This window comes from Ensifer sesbaniae (assembly GCF_013283665.1).
GTDB lineage: Bacteria > Pseudomonadota > Alphaproteobacteria > Rhizobiales > Rhizobiaceae > Ensifer > Ensifer sesbaniae.
Genome location: NZ_JABEKU010000001.1, coordinates 2,199,861 through 2,212,805, shown reverse-complemented (window position 1 = coordinate 2,212,805; position 12,945 = coordinate 2,199,861). Strand labels below are relative to the sequence as shown.

12 protein-coding genes and 1 pseudogene are annotated in these 12,945 nt (G+C 63.4%); 3 read left to right on the top strand and 10 right to left on the bottom strand.

Going from position 1 to position 12,945, the window contains the following annotated elements:
• Window positions 1–5 precede the first annotated feature (5 nt).
• The 3 genes from BHMPCIPO_RS10705 to BHMPCIPO_RS10695 form a co-directional block, all read right to left on the bottom strand.
• The gene (locus tag BHMPCIPO_RS10705) at window positions 6–716 is read right to left on the bottom strand and encodes a DNA alkylation repair protein (RefSeq protein WP_173516715.1); all 711 of its coding nucleotides are present in this window, start codon (window positions 714–716) and stop codon (window positions 6–8) included.
• Window positions 713–1,582 carry an NAD(P)-dependent oxidoreductase gene (locus BHMPCIPO_RS10700; RefSeq protein ID WP_173516714.1) on the bottom strand — a complete coding sequence of 290 codons (870 nt, stop codon included), beginning with the start codon at window positions 1,580–1,582 and terminating at the stop codon, window positions 713–715. Before BHMPCIPO_RS10700 ends, BHMPCIPO_RS10705 begins: the two co-directional genes overlap by 4 nt.
• A 209-nt stretch (window positions 1,583–1,791) precedes the next feature.
• The gene (locus BHMPCIPO_RS10695; RefSeq protein ID WP_173516713.1) at window positions 1,792–2,619 is read right to left on the bottom strand and encodes a class I SAM-dependent methyltransferase; all 828 of its coding nucleotides are present in this window, start codon (window positions 2,617–2,619) and stop codon (window positions 1,792–1,794) included.
• A gap of 203 nt (window positions 2,620–2,822) precedes the next feature.
• Between BHMPCIPO_RS10695 and BHMPCIPO_RS10690 the strand changes: the two genes are divergently transcribed.
• Entirely contained in the window at window positions 2,823–3,548 is a 726-nt protein-coding gene (locus BHMPCIPO_RS10690; RefSeq protein WP_173516712.1) for a DUF2270 domain-containing protein, read from the top strand.
• 113 nt (window positions 3,549–3,661) lie between these two features.
• Here BHMPCIPO_RS10690 and BHMPCIPO_RS10685 read toward each other — a convergent pair whose 3' ends face one another.
• The 4 genes from BHMPCIPO_RS10685 to BHMPCIPO_RS10670 form a co-directional block, all read right to left on the bottom strand.
• On the bottom strand, window positions 3,662–3,928 hold the full coding sequence (locus BHMPCIPO_RS10685) for an usg protein (RefSeq protein ID WP_173516711.1): 267 nt from the start codon (window positions 3,926–3,928) through the stop codon (window positions 3,662–3,664).
• Between the two features lie 200 nt (window positions 3,929–4,128).
• Complete coding sequence (locus tag BHMPCIPO_RS10680; RefSeq protein ID WP_173516710.1) at window positions 4,129–4,959, bottom strand: ABC transporter permease; 831 nt, start codon at window positions 4,957–4,959, stop codon at window positions 4,129–4,131.
• Window positions 4,956–5,759, bottom strand: a complete 804-nt coding sequence (locus BHMPCIPO_RS10675) for an ABC transporter permease (protein WP_173516709.1) — start codon at window positions 5,757–5,759, stop codon at window positions 4,956–4,958. The genes BHMPCIPO_RS10680 and BHMPCIPO_RS10675 overlap by 4 nt, the downstream gene beginning before the upstream one ends.
• Before the next feature lie 168 nt (window positions 5,760–5,927).
• Complete coding sequence (locus BHMPCIPO_RS10670; RefSeq protein WP_173516708.1) at window positions 5,928–6,710, bottom strand: ABC transporter substrate-binding protein; 783 nt, start codon at window positions 6,708–6,710, stop codon at window positions 5,928–5,930.
• Window positions 6,711–7,126: 416 nt separating this feature from the next.
• Between BHMPCIPO_RS10670 and BHMPCIPO_RS10665 the strand changes: the two are divergent.
• Window positions 7,127–9,402, top strand: a pseudogene (locus BHMPCIPO_RS10665) (OmpA family protein).
• A 126-nt stretch (window positions 9,403–9,528) separates the two neighbouring features.
• Window positions 9,529–10,272 (top strand): polysaccharide deacetylase family protein, encoded by a 744-nt coding sequence (locus tag BHMPCIPO_RS10660; RefSeq protein WP_173516707.1) that lies wholly within the window; start codon window positions 9,529–9,531, stop codon window positions 10,270–10,272.
• Between the two features lie 216 nt (window positions 10,273–10,488).
• Here BHMPCIPO_RS10660 and mobB read toward each other — a convergent pair whose 3' ends face one another.
• The 3 genes from mobB to BHMPCIPO_RS10645 are packed head-to-tail and all read right to left on the bottom strand — an operon-like array spanning window position 10,489 to window position 12,597.
• Window positions 10,489–11,016, bottom strand: a complete 528-nt coding sequence (mobB, locus tag BHMPCIPO_RS10655) for a molybdopterin-guanine dinucleotide biosynthesis protein B (RefSeq protein ID WP_173516706.1) — start codon at window positions 11,014–11,016, stop codon at window positions 10,489–10,491.
• A complete protein-coding gene (gene mobA / locus BHMPCIPO_RS10650; protein WP_173516705.1) occupies window positions 11,013–11,678 on the bottom strand; it encodes a molybdenum cofactor guanylyltransferase MobA in 666 nt (221 codons plus the stop codon). Before mobA ends, mobB begins: the two co-directional genes overlap by 4 nt.
• Before the next feature lie 10 nt (window positions 11,679–11,688).
• A complete protein-coding gene (locus BHMPCIPO_RS10645; RefSeq protein WP_173516704.1) occupies window positions 11,689–12,597 on the bottom strand; it encodes a DMT family transporter in 909 nt (302 codons plus the stop codon).
• Window positions 12,598–12,945: the final 348 nt, after the last annotated feature.

Below are 12,945 nucleotides of genomic sequence, written 5' to 3'. Positions count from 1 at the left end.
CCGCGCTAACCGGCGCGGCTTTCACCGAGGCCGAGGCGCGCAAGCACTTTGTCGCTCCTAAGTTCGCGAACCGCGTCCTTGCCCGTCCAGCGGGCGGCGCGGTTCGTGCTTGCGGCCAGGCGTTCCGCCAGCGCCAGTGCCGGCCCGTGGCAGGCGGCATTGCGCTTGCCGATCTGCCTGAGCGCCCAGTTGACTGCCTTCTTGACGAAATTCCGCTCGTCGGTTGCGTGCTCTTCGATCAGCGGCAGCCAGTTGAGGAGCGTCGCGTCCGGTTCCTTCTTCAGGTGGACTGCAGCGGTCGCAACCATCGCAAAGGCGATGCGGCGGACGAACTCGCGTTCGTCGGCCGCGAATTCCGGGACCAGTTCGCGCTCGAAGCGGGCGGCGACGAAAAGGTCGGCGACGGTGTCGACGACTTCCCAGGAATTGCAATCGTCCGCCCAGCGGCGAGCCTCTTCCAGCGTCAGCATGTTCGGCTCGGCCGTGAAGGCGGCCAGGATGCGCGCCTCGCGGATGCCGGATCGCCAGAGTTCCAGCGCGCGGCGGTGATCGGCTTTCACCTGGCGCGTCAGCTTGTGCAGCTCGACATTGGAGAGGCCGAGGGCGGCATCGGTGACGATGCCGAAGCGCGCCATGCCGGCGAGATTGCCTTCAGACCCGAGAGACCGCAGGTGAGCGATGATCTCGTCTGCGGTCGAGGACGGGCCGAGGCTCATTTTTCGAGGCGGGCGAGCAGGGAGGATGTATCCCAGCGATTGCCGCCCATGGCCTGAACGTCGCCGTAGAACTGGTCGACGAGGGCGGTCACGGGCAGCTTGGCGCCGTTGCGGCGGGCTTCCGCGAGCACGATGTCGAGGTCCTTGCGCATCCAGTCGACGGCGAAACCGAAGTCATACTTGCCGGCGTTCATCGTCTTGTGGCGGTTCTCCATCTGCCAGGAGCCGGCCGCGCCCTTGGAGATGACATCAACGACCTTCTCGATATCGAGGCCGGCCTTCTTGCCGAAGTGAATGCCCTCAGCAAGCCCCTGGACGAGACCTGCAATGCAGATCTGGTTGATCATCTTGGTGATCTGTCCAGCGCCGGCCGGGCCCATCAGGCCGACCATGCGGGCAAAGGCTTCGATGATGGGCTTGGCACGATCGAAGACCGGCTCGTCGCCGCCGCACATCACCGTCAGCACGCCGTTTTCGGCGCCGGCCTGGCCGCCGGAAACCGGGGCATCGATGAAGTGGGCGTTGCGCGCCTTCGCTGCTTCGTAGAGTTCGCGGGCGACCTCGGCGGAAGCGGTGGTGTTGTCGATGAAGACGGCGTCGGCGCCAAGCGTTTCAAAAGCGCCATCCTTGCCCGTCGTTACCGAGCGCAGGTCGTCGTCGTTGCCGACGCAGGAAAATACGAACTCTGCGCCATCGGCGGCTTCCGCTGGCGTGCGCACCGCGCGGCCGCCGAACTCGGCGGCCCATTTCTCGGCCTTGGCGAAGGTACGGTTGTAGACCGTCAGCTCGTGTCCGCCGCGGACCTTGAGGTGGCCGGCCATGGGATAACCCATGACGCCGAGACCGATGAATGCGACCTTTGCCATTTTTCAAATACTCCCATTGCTTTCGCATTTGGTGTAGCCGATGGCGCGGATGGGGAAAAGAGCGAAGGGCGGCATCATTCGATGCCCGCCTGCAGCGCCGCGCGTCTTTCAAGACGCGCAAGGGACGCTGTAACGCTTTAAATCTGCTGCATAATTTCATCCTCGAATCGATTTCGATCTAAGGAATTATGCAAGTGGCCTGAGATCATTCAGGGCTTGAAGCGGGCGATCACCAGATGGCCGGCGATCGGTTCGCCTTCTTCCATGCGCACGGTGATGTCGCCGACCTCGACGATCTCGAAGCCGGTGGCAGCGAGACGGTCGCGCAGGTAACTTTCGGCATGGGCGAAGCGCTGGTGCGGGCCGACCATGAAATCGCGGCCGGCGAAGGTTTCGGCGGGCAGCGTCTCGCTGGAGAAGATCAGCAGGCCGCCCGGCACGAGATTGTCGACGGCGCCGAAGAACAGCGCTTCGAGCGCGCCCATATAGGGAAGCACGTCGGTCGCGACGATCAGGTCGAAGGGCTCGTCGTCGTTGTCGTCGAGATAATCGACCGCTTCGGCGACGTAGAGCGTCTCGTAGAGATCCTTCTCATGCGCGATCTCGACCATGTTTTCCGAGAGGTCGACGCCGGTGATATCGTCGGCCATGTCGCGAAGCGCGCCGCCGGTGAGGCCTGTACCGCAGCCGAGATCGAGCACGCGATCGAACGGACCGAGCTCGAGCGCCTGCAGCCGCTGGCGAACAAGCAAGGGTACGCAATAGCCGAGCTGGTCGACGAGCACGTTGTCGAAGACCTCGGCATGCTGGTCGAAGAGGGTGGCGACATAGGCGTCAGGCGCCTTCACCGGCGTTTCGCCGCGCCCCATCGAAGCCAGCCGCACGGCCGCGCCGCCGTGGTCTTCCGGGTCGAGTGCCAGCACTTCGGCATAGGCGTCGGCAGCGGCATCGAAGTTGCCGGATTTTTCCAGGGAGAGGGCGCGGTTATAGGCTTCCGCCAGCGCTTCCTCGTCGATTTTCGTGCTCTTCTGGGTCATCGCCGCTTCTTACGTCCACGAAGGGGCTTTGGCAATCGCCGTCGGTGATCGTTTGCCGCGGCGGATGAATTGCTATCCACACGAGAGACAGGATTTCATTGGCCTTTTGAACGAAAAACGGCGCCGCGCGACGCCGTCGGGATTTATCGGCGGACGGAAAGGAGTCATCATCGCAAGCATAAGAAAAGACGGGAGGAATACCGATGTCCGCCGAGCTCGGTCCGCTGATCATCAGTGCGGAGGTCAAGGAGCCGAAGGGCCCGCCGCTGCCGCAGTCGTCGCAGGAACAGATCAACGCGGTCGTGCATTATTACCGCGGCGAATTGGGCCGCATGGCCGGCTGGCGCGACCGCATCGACCGGACCTCGAACTGGGCGATCACCGTCGTCGCCGCGCTGCTCTCCGTTTCCCTGTCGACCCCGTCGTCGCACCATAGCGTGCTGCTTTTCGCGATGCTGCTGATCACGCTGCTGCTGCTCATCGAAGCGCGGCGCTATCGCTTCTTCGATGTCTACCGCGCGCGGGTCAGGCAATTGGAGCGCGGGTATTTTGCGCAGATTCTCGCACCGGACGGAACGCCGAACCTCAACTGGGCGGTGGCAATCGCCAAAAGCCTGCGCAAGCCGGCCTTCCTGATGAGTTACCGTGAGGCTTTCTGCCGGCGGCTGCAGCGCAATTACTGCTGGATGTATCTGATCCTGTTGCTTGCCTGGACCCTGAAGATTTCCTCGCCGAAGATCTCGACCAATGGCGAACCCTTCGGTCACGTGCGCTCCTGGACCGATGTCGCCCAGAATGCGGCGCTGGGTCCCGTATCCGGCTGGCCGGTAATCGTTGGCGTTCTGCTGTTCTATGCGCTGGTGCTCTACGGCTCGTTGCACAGGGAGCCGACCGAAGGTGAATTGGCGCATGGGGAGGTGCATGTTTGAGGGCGTCGCCTGGAAGGTTCCGGACGCCTGCGCCATCGCGGTAGTCCAGGCATGCCGATCGCAATGCGGGTAGCCTGACCGGCTACTTAGGCTCGTCAGTTTCGATCGGCGGTTCAGTGCAGGATGAACTCGCCCTTCAGCGCCCGCCATTCCGTCGCCGAGATCAGCTTGCGGTGCACATAGCGCACCGAATGCAGCGGCCCATCCAGCTTTTCCTGCCAGAATTTAAGGAAGCTGCGCATCTCCGGAAAGTCGGGCGCGATGTCGTAGTGCTGCCAGACATAGGTCTGGAGGAAGGTCGGATGATCCGGCATGTGATAGAGGATCTGGGCCGTCGTCAGGCCGTAGCCCTTAAGCTGAAGTTCCATCTCGTTTGTCATGAGGACCTCACTTCTCGCAAAGCTGGTCCCTATGATGAAACGCCTGATTTCTTAATCAAGGGCTAATGTTTGCCCCGAAATGAAACTTTCGTAAGAAATAACAAAAGCTTGGCAGCACCTCACGGAGAGTGCTGCCAAGCTCAGTCCTTGATATCGCATGTCGTCATCGCAAAGCTGCTGCGCACTTTGCGTGACGTGTTTTAGCGCTTGAGGTGACGGGTCAGCCGCGCTTCCAGCGCGCTCCAGATGTTGCGCAGGATCTCGACCATGATCAGGTAGAGAATGGCTGCCCAGATATACATCTGGAAGTCGAAGGTGCGCGAGAAGGCGTAACGGGTTTCGCCCATCAGGTCGAAGACGGTGACGATCGCGACAATCGCCGAGCCCTTGATCATCAGGATGATTTCGTTGCCATAGGGGCGCAGCGCCACGATCATCGCCTGCGGCAGGATGATCTTCCAGAAGGCGACGCGCTCGGGCAGGCCGAGGGCGGCGGCACCTTCGCGCTGGCCGCGCGGCACGCTTTGGATCGCGCCACGGAGAATTTCCGCCTGGTAGGCTGCGGTGTTGAGCGTGAAGGCGAAGAGCGCGCAGTTCCAGGCATCGCGGAAGAACCACCACAGGCCGACCGCTTCGAGCTGCGGGCGGAAACTGCCGAGGCCGTAATAGATCAGGAAGAGCTGCGCCAGCAGCGGCGTACCGCGGAAGAAATAGACATAGCCATAGGCGAGCCACGACCAGAGCCTGTTCTTCGACATGCGGGCAAAGGCGATCGGCAGCGACAGAATGGCGCCCAGCACGATTGAGATAGAAACCAGCATCAGCGTGACGCCGAGGCCGGAGAGGAAACGCGGACCGTATTTCGCGAACTTCTCCGGGTCCCAGCCGCTGACGACGGTCAGGAAGATGCCGACGCCAAGTGCGAGCCAGATGCCGAGCGCAACGCTGCCGACGAAGCGGGCGAGCGTATAGGGTTTTGGCGGAACCGGAGGCGGGGCCTGCGGCGGGATCATCGTTGCAACGGCGCTCATCGGCCCATCTCCGCACGTTTGGTCCAGCGTTCCAGATTCGCAAAGACGATCGAGGAGATCATCGCGAGGATCAGGAAGAGCACGCAGGCCACACCATAGAATTCAAAGGCTTGCTTCGTCACTCGGGCGGCGACGCCGGTCTGGCGCAGGATGTCCGTCAGGCCCACGACCGAGACGAGGGCCGTGTCCTTGAGCAGCGCCATCCAGAGATTGCCGAGACCCGGCAGCGCGATGCGCACGAGCTGCGGCAGGATGATGAGGCGCATGGTCCTGTTGCGATGGAAACCAAGAGCGTCGCCGGCCTCATACTGTCCATGCGGAATGGCCTTGAAGGCGGAGAGCAGCACTTCCGAACAATAGGCGGAGAAGACGACGCCGAGCGCGATCATGCCGGCGAAGAAGGCGTTGATCTCGACCGGGCCCCCATAGCCGAACGTCCCCAGCAACTGCTGAACGAGGATCTGCAGGCCGTAATAGACGATGAAAAGCGTCAGCAGTTCGGGCAGGCCGCGGAAGATCGTCGTGTAGATATTGGCGGCGAGCCGCACGGTGCGCTCCTCGGACTGCTTCCCGAGAGCGACGAAAAAGCCGATCAGCAGGCCGACGGGCAGCGTCGCGAGGGCAAGGCTCGCGGTAACGACGAAGCCGTAGGCGATATCGTCGCCCCAGCCCGTGTCGCCGCAGGCCAGCAAGGTGCCGGGCGCCAGCCAACGAAAGACCCCGACCGGGCCACAGAATGGATCGACGATCGATCCGATCCAGGAGAGGATGGAATAGAAGCCGGCAAACAACCCGCTCATGTCAGAAGTTTCCCCTTTGCGCCGTTTTTGTGTGTACCGATCGCGCCTTGTTTTAGGCTCTTGTCAAACAAAAACGGCGGAAGGGCAAGCCATCCGCCGTTGCATTTTTCGCATGAACTGACGTTTTTCCGGCATGATTCACTAGGAAATCGCGCCGGAACCCGTCAATCAGCTGCCATAAACGTCGAACGGGAAGTACTTTTCGTTGATTTCCTTGTACTTGCCGTTGGCGCGGATCGCTTCGATCGCCTTGTTGAACTTCTCGCGCAGCGCGTCGTCGCCCTTGCGCACGGCAATGCCGGCGCCTTCGCCGTTGATGACCGGGTCGATCGGCAGGGTACCGAGCAGCTTGCAGCAGGCGCCGTCAGCCGTCTTCAGCCATTCGGAGAGCACGACGACGTCATCGATGACGGCGTCGATGCGGCCGTTGGCGATGTCGAGCTTGTACTCGTCAGCCGTCGGATAGAGCTTGATGTCCGCGCCCTTCATATGCGCTTCGGCATAGTTGGAGTGGGTGGTGGAACCCTGCGCGCCGAGCGCCTTGCCGGCAAGCGCTGCCTCGGTCGCCTCGGTGATCGGCGAATCCTTCGGTACGACGATGGCCGGCGGCGTGTTGTAGTACTTGTTGGTGAAGTCGACCTTTTCCTTGCGCTCGGCGGTGATCGACATGGACGCGACGATGGCGTCGAACTTCTTGGCGATCAGCGCCGGAATGATGCCGTCCCAGTCCTGCGTGACGAAGGTGCACTCCGCCTTCATTTCCGCGCACAGCGCCTTGGCGATGTCGATGTCGAAGCCCGTCAGCGTGCCGTCTGCTTCGAGGTTGTTGAAGGGCGGATAGGCGCCTTCCGTGCCGATAACGACCTTTTCGCCGTCGGCCATGGCCGAGCCTGCCATGAGCACGAAAACGGCAGCCGATGCGGCGGCTGCCAGCCGTCTGGAAATACGCATGATAGTCCTCTCTGTTGGTCGGTACCCGGTCTTTTCTTCTTCACGGACACCGATTTCGGCCGGGGCGTCTGCCTCCGGTTGCGGCGATATTCGTACTCTTTTCCTGTAAAAATCAACAGGAAAGCGAGGGTGCTCACCGGGAATCGGATTTCGACCGCAGATTGCGATGGCGGCCCTGGCAATGAACATGAACGGCGCGTTCAGCGGCGGTTAATCTTGCCTCCGTTAGCCCTTATCAAGAAACCTGCGCGTGGTTCGGCCTTTGCGCGTGACGGCATGCGTCGCGGGCAACACAAAAAAGCCGGAAGCTTGGGTCAAGGCCCGGTGAGCATTCGCGTACGCATCATTCTTCGGCGCGTCATAGACCGGGAAGAGGATGCGGGACCAGGACCTCCCAGGAAGAGGAAGGAAGACAAATGTCGATTCGATCCAAACTGTTTGCGACCGTCGCGCTGCCGGTGCTGTCGGTGTCCGTCGCGGTTCCGCCGGCCGTCGCCGATAGCCTGATGAAGCCATTCGAGGTTGCACAGGAGGGCGGTGGCCAGTCCGACGAAGAGCTGCTGCTGCTGCAGAAGCAGCGCCAGGCCGAGGAAGAGGCTGCGCGTCAGGCGGCCGAACAGCAGAGGGCCGCTGAAGAGGAAGCTGCTCGCCAGGCCGCCGAGCAGCAGAAGGCTGCGGAAGAAGAGGCAGCGCGCCAAGCCGCTGAACAGCAGAAGGCTGCGGAAGAAGAGGCAGCGCGCCAGGCCGCTGAACAGCAGAAGGCTGCGGAAGAAGAGGCTGCGCGCCAAGCCGCTGAACAGCAGAAGGCTGCGGAAGAAGAGGCAGCGCGCCAGGCCGCTGAGCAGCAGAAGGCCGCGGAAGAAGAGGCGGCCCGTCAAGCCGTCGAACAGCAGAAGGCTGCGGAAGAAGAGGCAGCGCGCCAGGCCGCTGAGCAGCAGAAGGCCGCGGAAGAAGAGGCAGCGCGCCAGGCCGCCGAGCAGCAGAAGGCTGCCGAGGAAGAGGCTGCGCGCCAAGCCGCTGAACAGCAGAAGGCTGCGGAAGAAGAGGCAGCCCGTCAAGCCGCCGAGCAGCAGAAGGCCGCGGAAGAACAGCAGAAGGCTGCGGAACAGGCTCAGCCCGGCGACTGTGTCGTTCCGGAAGGTCAGGATGCATCCACCGCATGCCCGCCGGAAGGGGGCAAGGCGGCTCAGCAGCCCGCGACCACTGAGGAGCAGAAGGCCGGCGAGCAGCCGCCCGTGACCGAAGAGCAGAAGGCGGGCGAACAGCCTGCGCCGACGGAAACTGTACCCGGCACCGAGCAGCAGCCTCAGACGGGCGAAGGTCAGCCCGTGCCCGGCACGGAGCAGCCCCAGACCGGCGAGGGCCAGCCTGTGCCTGGTACGGAACAGCCGCAAACCGGCGAAGGTCAGCCGGTCCCGGGCACTGAGCAGCCGGCGACCGCCGAGCAGCAGCCGCAGGTGCAGCAGCCGGTTCCGGAAGTGGTCGACACCCGCACGGAAGAAGAGAAGGTGAAGATCGCCGAAGACCCGGCGGCGACCGACGAGACCGTCGTTCTGCCGGTTGAAAACGGTGCCGCCGTGCTCGACAGCGACAAGGACGCCGACAATTCGGGCGGCAACCAGGCGCGCGAACAGCGCCAGAAGCTGCGCGAGGAACTGCGCGCCAAGGAAGAAGACGTAGCGCCGCCGGCAGACGATGCCGCAGCCCAGGCTGCGATCGCCGCGGAAATCCCGGCCGACCTGCCGCAGAAGATCGAGGCCAACCTCAACGAAAAGGGCACACGTGTCGACGAGGCGCCGGTCTTCGTGGTTCCGGAGACGACCAACATCGTCAACAACACCGTCATCAACAACACGGTGATCAACAACAACACGACGGTCAACAACATCACCAACAACGTGACCGAGGCGACGATCGTCCGCGCCTGCGTCACGATGCGGAAGAGACCTACTATGATCAGCTTCCGCGCGGCCGCACCCGCGAAACCATCCTGCGCCCCGGCGGCTACCGGATCGTCACCGTCTACAACCGTTACGGCGACATCCTGCAGCGCTCGCGCGTGGACCGCGACGGCAACGAGTACCTGATGATCTATGCTCCCGAGCGTGACGAAGGTCCACGCCCGGCGATTATCGACGTCGGCTACGAACTGCCGCCGATGCGCCTGCGCATCCCGGTGCGTGACTATATCGCCGACGTTTCGGACGATCCGGATCGCGACTACTACGAGTTCCTGGCCGAGCCGCCGGTGGAGCCCGTCGAGCGCGTCTACACGATCGACGAGGTCCGTCACTCCGCCCGCCTGCGCGACAAGGTTCGCCGTGTCGACCTCGACACGATCACCTTCCCGACGGGCAGCGCCGAGGTGTCGATGTCGCAGGCCAAGACCATGCGCAAGGTCGCGGCCGCGATGGAGAAGATCCTTGCCAAGGATCCGGGTGAAACCTTCTTCATCGAAGGTCACACCGATGCCGTCGGTTCGGACCGCTCGAACCTCGTGCTTTCGGACAAGCGCGCCGAATCGGTCGCGTCGCTGCTGACCGAGGTCTACGGCATCCCGCCGGAAAACCTGGTGACCCAGGGCTACGGCGAGCGCTTCCTGAAAGTTCGCACGCAGGAAGCCGAGCAGCAGAACCGCCGCGTCACCATCCGCCGCGTCACACCGCTGGTCCGCCCGGTCGCGCAGCGCTAATTAAGCTTCGCGCAGCGCTGATCAAGTTTCGGGCAGGACTGCCCGGCTACATCCAAGAAACCCGCCTCGCCAAAGGCGGGTTTCCGTCGTTTCACAGGTCTCACTTTTTCGTTTCCCCGGATTGCCATGAAAGCCGCTGCCCTCCCATACTTCGCCTTCGCCCTGCTTGCACACTCGGCCAGCGCGGCGGCCGGCCTCGTCGAGCCGGATCTGCGGCTGCCGACAAACCCGGATGGCAAGGGAGCGGCGCCGCGCGTGGCCCTGACGCTCGACGCCTGCAGCGGCGCGACCGACATGCGCATCCTCGGCACCTTGATTGAAAACCACATCCCAGCGACCATCTTCGTCACCGCGCGCTGGCTGAAGCGCAACGGCCTCGTCGTCGAGGTGATGAAGGCGCATCCGGACCTTTTCGAGATCGAGGATCACGGCGCGATGCACGTGCCGCCGATCGACGTGAAGGTCTCCGTCTATGGTCTGGCGGCGGCCGGTTCCGAGGCGGCGGTTGCGGCCGAAGTCGATGGCGGTGCGACGGCGATCAAGGCGCAAGGCCTGCCGGCGCCGCGCTGGTTCCGCGGCGCGACCGCCAAGTATACCCATTCGTCGATGGGCCAGATCCGTGCGATGGGGTATCGCATCGCCGGTTATTCGGTGAACGGCGATGGCGGTTCGCTGCTGGGCGCTGCTCTTGCCGAGAAACGGATTCGCGCAGCCAAGGATGGCGACGTCATCATCGCCCATATCAACCAGCCGACCCATTCCGCCGGCGCCGGCGTCGCGCGCGGCATCCTCGACCTCAAGGCGAAGGGCTACAGCTTCGTCCGTCTCAACGACATTCCGGACGAAATGACCGTAGGCGCGACGAACTGATGATTCTTTGCCGCGCAGGGCGAACAAACGCCCACGGATCACGACATTTGAGCGGAGCTTCGTTTCCGCAAGGCGGACGCCCGTTGATCGGTGCCAAGCCGAAAACCGACGGCACAACGTATGACGCGAGCGCTGAATGGCACGGTCGAGGCGGAACAGACGCTCGATTCGCTGCCGAGGCAATGATGCGCGACGATCTGTTGTCCCGCAGCGGGCTTAGCGAGCGTCGGCCTTGCGCTGCAGGCCAGTGACCCTTTCGACGAAATCGGCGATTGCCACGGTGTCGTCGAGATCGAACACCGGCAGATCGGTGTCGGTGACCGGGTGGTCGGCGGCAATGGCGCAGATGTGCGGATCGGTGGGCGCCAGCGGCTCGCGGTTTGCCGATTCCAGCCGGCGGGCCTCGATCTTCGGGATCGGTTCGCGTTTGTAGCCCTCGACGAGCACCAGATCGCAAGGGGCGAGCCGCGCAAGGATGTCCTCGAAGCTGGGCTCCGGCGCGCCGCGCAATTCGTGCATGATCGCAAAACGCGTGCCGGAGACGATCGTCACCTCATGGGCACCGGCCTCGCGGTGGCGGTAGCTGTCGGCGCCGACCTTGTCGATGTCGAAGTCGTGGTGCGCGTGCTTCACCGTGGACACGACGTAGCCGCGCTGCGTCAGCTCGCTGACGAGCCGTACCATCAGTCCGGTCTTGCCGGAGTTCTTCCAGCCGGCGATGCCGAAGATCTTCATGGCGCTCATGCTTTGCTATCCTCGAACAAGCTCAACCATTCCTGCGCCTCAACGAGATCCTCAGGCGTGTTGATGTTGAAGAAGGGGTCGAATGCGCCCCTCGACGTCATGATGACAGGAAAATCGACCGTTACCGAGGCATGGCGTTCGATGAAGGCACGGACGCGGCGTTTCGGGTCGTTCGTCAGCCAGTTCTCCAGATCGTCAGCGATCGCGACCGGCCAGAGTGCGAACAGCGGATGCATCTGGCCGGCGGATGCCGCTACGGCGATCTGCTGACGTTGGGTCAAGGCGCCGGCCAATCTCGCGACGAGATCGCCCGGAAAGAAGGGCGTGTCGGTCGGGACGGCAACGACATGGGTTGCCTCCGGCGTGGTCGCCGCCGTGTGACGCATGGCCGTCAGCACGCCGGCGAGCGGGCCGAGAAAACCCGGAACCGTGTCGGCAATGACGGGGATATCGCCGACGATCGCGTCCGCTGGTTCGGCATTGAGGTTGACCGCGATGCTCGTGACCTGCGGTCGAAGCCGCTCGACGATGCGCGAAAGCATCCCTTGGCCGCCGAGTTGAAGGTCAAACTTCGGGCTTCCCATGCGCCGCGACAATCCGCCGGCGAGGATGACCGCTGGTCGCGGCGCGCTGATCAGCGATGGGTATCTGGTTTCCGGCATCGGGATGCTCCTATTCCAGCGGGCCGGTCAGTGAGCGCCGGGCGACGGCTTTCCTGCCGCGCTGCGTCTCGCGATAGAAGGTGTAGAGACCGGAGCCGATGATGACCGCGACGCCGACCAGCATCCAGGTATCCGGCACTTCCGCAAAGAAGAAGATGCCGATCGCGATCGACCAGATGAGGCTGGTGTAGCGGAAGGGGGCGATGACGGAGATGTCGCCGGCGCGCATCGCCAGCACGATCGTCTGGTAACCGAGCATCAGCAGGATGCTCGCGGCGGCGATGTGACTGAACGTCGTCGCCGACATCGGCTGCCAGCCGCCCATCGGCTGGATGAGCACGGCGCCGACGATGGTGGTGACGAGGGAGGTCGATACCGTGATGTAAAGCGACGGCACCTCATGGCCGATCCGGCGGGTGCAGAGATCGCGCGTGGCCGTTACGAACACGCAGGCGACGACGGTCAGCGCCGCCGGTGTAAAACCCTCGGGGCCGGGGCGCAGCACGATCAGCACGCCGATGAAGCCGGCGATGATCGCCGTCCAGCGCCGCCAGCCGACCGGCTCGCCGAGGAAGAGTGCGGCGCCGAGGGTTACCGCCAAGGGCAGCGCCTGCATGATCGCCGAGGCGTTGGCGAGCGGGATCTGGCCGAGGGCGGAGATATAGGTGACCGAGGCCAGTGCCTCCATGGCGATGCGCAGCAGGATCACCGGCTTCATCAGGGTGCCGAGCGGCCTGAACGCACGGAACTGCCAGGCGGCGAGCACGACCATCGCGGTCGTCAGCAACCCGCGCACGAAGATGATCTGGCCCACATTCATCGCGCCGGTGACCGATTTGACGAGTGCGTCGTTGCAGGAGAACGTGACCATTGCCAGGCACATGAACAGAATGCCGCGGAAATTGGTGGAGGCTTGCATGCTTGCTGTCCTGCGGCGCCGGCGAGCGGGGCGCTGCCGACGGATGGGGAGGCGAATCCACGGGATGGGATCGCCCAATGTTTAAGCATTGGCCGCGGTCTTGTGCAAACGGGTTCGCATGCGCCAACCGTTTTTCTTTCAGCGCAAGTAGAACGGTGGAACCGGCAGCGGACGAACCTGAGTTTATTCGCGGAATCTTAAGTTTCGCTGCCTATCGTCGCCACAATTCCGCATCCATTCGCATGACGCGATCGGCGGGGTGGCGCCGCAGCAAACCTTGCAGGGTGGCCATTCCAGGGATGTCTGCCCAAGGCTTGGGAGAGCCTGCGGCAATCGTCCCATCGGTGT

Coding starts and splice junctions, on each gene's coding strand:
- mobA (WP_173516705.1), bottom strand. CDS start 11,678: ATGCCGGAAACCAGATACCCATCGCTGATCAGCGCGCCGCGACCAGCG.
- BHMPCIPO_RS10675 (WP_173516709.1), bottom strand. CDS start 5,759: ATGAGCGGGTTGTTTGCCGGCTTCTATTCCATCCTCTCCTGGATCGGA.
- BHMPCIPO_RS10700 (WP_173516714.1), bottom strand. CDS start 1,582: ATGGCAAAGGTCGCATTCATCGGTCTCGGCGTCATGGGTTATCCCATG.
- BHMPCIPO_RS10690 (WP_173516712.1), top strand. CDS start 2,823: ATGTCCGCCGAGCTCGGTCCGCTGATCATCAGTGCGGAGGTCAAGGAG.
- mobB (WP_173516706.1), bottom strand. CDS start 11,016: ATGAGCGCCATGAAGATCTTCGGCATCGCCGGCTGGAAGAACTCCGGC.
- BHMPCIPO_RS10680 (WP_173516710.1), bottom strand. CDS start 4,959: ATGAGCGCCGTTGCAACGATGATCCCGCCGCAGGCCCCGCCTCCGGTT.
- BHMPCIPO_RS10660 (WP_173516707.1), top strand. CDS start 9,529: ATGAAAGCCGCTGCCCTCCCATACTTCGCCTTCGCCCTGCTTGCACAC.
- BHMPCIPO_RS10670 (WP_173516708.1), bottom strand. CDS start 6,710: ATGCGTATTTCCAGACGGCTGGCAGCCGCCGCATCGGCTGCCGTTTTC.
- BHMPCIPO_RS10705 (WP_173516715.1), bottom strand. CDS start 716: ATGAGCCTCGGCCCGTCCTCGACCGCAGACGAGATCATCGCTCACCTG.
- BHMPCIPO_RS10685 (WP_173516711.1), bottom strand. CDS start 3,928: ATGACAAACGAGATGGAACTTCAGCTTAAGGGCTACGGCCTGACGACG.
- BHMPCIPO_RS10695 (WP_173516713.1), bottom strand. CDS start 2,619: ATGACCCAGAAGAGCACGAAAATCGACGAGGAAGCGCTGGCGGAAGCC.
- BHMPCIPO_RS10645 (WP_173516704.1), bottom strand. CDS start 12,597: ATGCAAGCCTCCACCAATTTCCGCGGCATTCTGTTCATGTGCCTGGCA.